The sequence below is a fragment of the Candidatus Magnetobacterium casense genome, assembly GCF_019173545.1.
In the GTDB taxonomy this organism is placed as follows: domain Bacteria; phylum Nitrospirota; class Thermodesulfovibrionia; order Thermodesulfovibrionales; family Magnetobacteriaceae; genus Magnetobacterium; species Magnetobacterium cryptolimnobacter.
On record NZ_JABXWD010000440.1, the window covers coordinates 1 to 2598 of the forward strand.

Sequence of the window (2598 nt, forward strand, 5' to 3'; positions counted from 1 at the left end):
GTCGTCCTCACATCGTGGACAGCATAAAGAACAAGGAGATCAGTTACATCATCAACACGGTCTCCGGCGCCCAGGCCAAGGCCGACTCCCACTCGATCCGCACAGCGGCACTTCAGTACAAGGTTCCGTACTCGACAACCGTAGCCGGCGCCAGGGCACTCGTAAACGCCATTGAAATGCTCAAGGCCAAAGAACCTGGCATCAAAACCATCCAAGACTACCACCGAAGCATTCATGTCGCCTTATAATAAAAGAAGAAGAAGGGAAAGAAAGGGGTGGCTCGCCACTCTTTGCCACCTTGACAGTATCTTCTTGGTGGTACCACAATCAACCATGGCTGGCAGGATTTACGCCACTGTCTTTATCTTCCACCAGCGAGTAGCTGGTGCTGCGGCCTCCGGCAGCATCTTTTTTCAGGATGTGGCGTTTGATAAGATCGTAAATGTCTCGCCCTGCCGTGTCTTGTGAGCATTTGGCGATTTTCGCCCATTTGGATGAAGTCAGCTTGCCTTCAAAACCGTCCATCAACCGGTTAATTATATTGCGTTGACGATCGTTGAAGGTCTCTCCACTATGGCGTTCCCAAAAGCGGGCTTTTTTTAGAACATCCCTCAAGATGATTTCGGCGTTGTCAAAGGCGCGATCCATGCAATCGAGAAACCATTCAAGATGCCTGGTGATGTTGAGATCGCCCTTTTGGGCGTCTTCGAGATAGTCATAATATTGGCTACGTTCTTTGCGGATTTGCGATGACATACTGTAGAATCGCAGACTGCTCTGTTCCGAACGCGCCAGCATCATATCGGCAATGGCCCTGCCAATACGACCGTTGCCGTCCTCAAACGGGTGAATGGTGACGAACCAGATATGTGCGATAGCGGCTCTTAAAACCGGATCGATGTTGATTCCGTTTGCTTTGCCGTTGAGCCATTCAAGAAAAACAGCCATTTCCTTATAAAGTCGTTCAGATGCCGGTGCCTCGAAATGGATGTGTTCATTGCCAACAGCGCCGGAGACAACCCTCATCGGCCCCGATTTATCCGTGCGCCATTTGCCGACGGCAATTTTGTGTAAACCGCTATAGCCGGTTGGAAACAACGCTGCGTGCCAGCCAAACAGCCTTTCAGCGGTCAGAGGACTGCTATAGTTCTGCGTTGCATCAAGGATCATATTGACGACACCTTCGATATAACGATCCGCTTGTGCCAACGCACCGATGTTCACGCCAAGGCGTTGGGCAAGCGAGGAGCGTACCTGATTACGATCCAGGATTTCGCCTTCGATTTCACTTGACTTAACGACTTCTTCCGTCAGAGTCAGCAACGAGGCTTCCTTGCACAGATTGATCCCTAAACCTTCGAGGCGACCTAAGATTCGCCCTTGCCGGTGGCGCACGGCGGAAAGCTTTACGGCAAGATGCTTTTCATCCCACTGGAAATGAGGCCAGTCAGGTAATTCGTGAATGTATGTAGCCATAATCTACGCTTGCTATGCAGATATTATAAAGGATATTCTCCGCAAAAGCAACAAAATTTATTCTAAACATTCATAGCATATTTCGATTGGGTTAAAGACAGAATACGCGGTATTTTTACGGGGTCAAGGGGTTGTGAGGGAGGGCAAGGCCATCAATTCTTTGTTTGGTTCATATACAGCAAAAAAAAGAAGGGGGGTGGAGCGACATTGTGTCGCGGGGCAATGAGGCACCCCGGCTACGAAGAAGCTCCCACTGACCCCTTCTTTTATCTTGTTCACAGTGAGTCGCTTTACTCTTTTGGGGGTACCTCTATGTAGCTGCCACCAAAATAAGTAAAGATCAACGTACCGGCATCCACCAGTTCCCTCAGTGCTGCCTTGACCTCGTCTTTTTCCACGCCCTGGTCGGCAGATACCTTTTTGAGGATATCGGTTTGTTTGAGTTTTTTCTTACCGGTTGAGGCCTCTACCAGGTCATAAATTACCTTTTTGAGTTCTTCTTTTTCCATTTGTGGTACCTCTTATCTTCTTTGTAATCTAAAAGAGAGGCAGGGGCAGGTGTGGGATATACGTTTCCATCCCACGACCCATTCCCTGCTCTGAATCTTTCATTGGTTTTTGTCTATGTTGTCCACTTAAAGGCTGCCGTGGTTCTGAATGTCTCACGAGCAAAAGTGAAGTCGTCCACGTGCTGCATCTTGAACTCGAGGTCGGCCTCCTGGAAGAACTTCTCCCATCCGATCCTGCCTATCCATTCGCCAACTCTCTCGTGTTTTTTGGCGCCCTTGATGTAGGCGTTGAGGATTTTCTTTACTGCATCGGTGACCTCCGGCCATCTGGGTGGATTGTTTGGCAGCCACGGTATAGCCAACTTGGAGAACGTCGGGGCGCTTCTGAGGTTTGCGACCTTGCCGCCAACGACGATAGCAACGCCGTCATTTTCCGGATCGGCTATAGGCATGGCCGGGCAGACGGAGTAGCAGTTACCGCAGTACATGCACTTTTCGAGCTTTATCTTGACGCTCTTCTTTGCCGGGTCGGGGCTGATAGCGCTGGTTGGGCATGAGGCTATTGTTGAGGGCACTTCGCAGAAGTTCTTGACGTTGGCGTCGTCTATTCTCG

General features: G+C 49.9%; 4 protein-coding genes. 1 reads left to right on the top strand and 3 read right to left on the bottom strand.

Annotated features, from left to right (window positions below):
• Positions 1-248, top strand: a 248-nt coding sequence (locus tag HWQ67_RS16045) for a hypothetical protein (protein ID WP_218253694.1), incomplete at its 5' end; no start/stop codon positions are given.
• A 79-nt stretch (positions 249-327) separates the two neighbouring features.
• On the opposite strand, the gene HWQ67_RS16050 is transcribed toward HWQ67_RS16045, so the two are convergent.
• The 3 genes from HWQ67_RS16050 to HWQ67_RS16060 all read right to left on the bottom strand — a co-directional run.
• A complete protein-coding gene (locus HWQ67_RS16050; RefSeq protein WP_218253695.1) occupies positions 328-1476 on the bottom strand; it encodes a Fic family protein in 1149 nt (382 codons plus the stop codon).
• A 290-nt stretch (positions 1477-1766) separates the two neighbouring features.
• Positions 1767-1985, bottom strand: a complete 219-nt coding sequence (locus HWQ67_RS16055; protein ID WP_218253696.1) for a hypothetical protein — start codon at positions 1983-1985, stop codon at positions 1767-1769.
• A gap of 113 nt (positions 1986-2098) precedes the next feature.
• A partial coding sequence (locus tag HWQ67_RS16060; protein ID WP_218253697.1) for a 4Fe-4S dicluster domain-containing protein occupies positions 2099-2598 on the bottom strand: 500 nt, incomplete at its 5' end.